Origin of the sequence: Pseudomonas sp. E45-MNA-CIBAN-0222 (assembly GCF_040310405.1) — a bacterium.
GTDB classification, from domain to species: domain Bacteria; phylum Pseudomonadota; class Gammaproteobacteria; order Pseudomonadales; family Pseudomonadaceae; genus Stutzerimonas; species Stutzerimonas stutzeri_AC.
The window spans coordinates 1-277 of the sequence record NZ_JBEOPU010000083.1 but is presented as its reverse complement, the minus strand read 5'-3'; the positions used below and the strand labels follow the sequence as shown (position 1 = coordinate 277).

The window sequence follows — 277 nt, the reverse complement described above, 5'->3', positions numbered from 1 at the left end:
ACAGAATAGTGACCATAACGTTCTGTTTCAGCACGTAAAGGGCGGATCATTTGGCTGTGGCAGTTGTAACAACCTTCACGAACATAAATGTCACGACCTTCAATCTGTAACGCAGTATACGGAATTAGACCCTCAACTGGTTCAGTGGTGTCTTTTTGAAATATCAGCGGGGTAATCTGCACTAAACCACCAAAACTAATGGCGATGACCGTGAAGATAGCAAGCAGACCGACATTCTTTTCAATTAATTCATGATTAAATTTCATCGAATCTGCTC

General features: G+C 41.5%; 1 protein-coding gene. It reads right to left on the bottom strand.

The genetic code is table 11. The features are described 5' to 3' along the window. Window positions 1-266 (bottom strand): cbb3-type cytochrome c oxidase subunit II (locus AAEZ08_RS22865; protein WP_500125168.1); only part of this gene is annotated, 266 nt, incomplete at its 3' end. Between the last annotated feature and the right edge of the window lie 11 nt (window positions 267-277).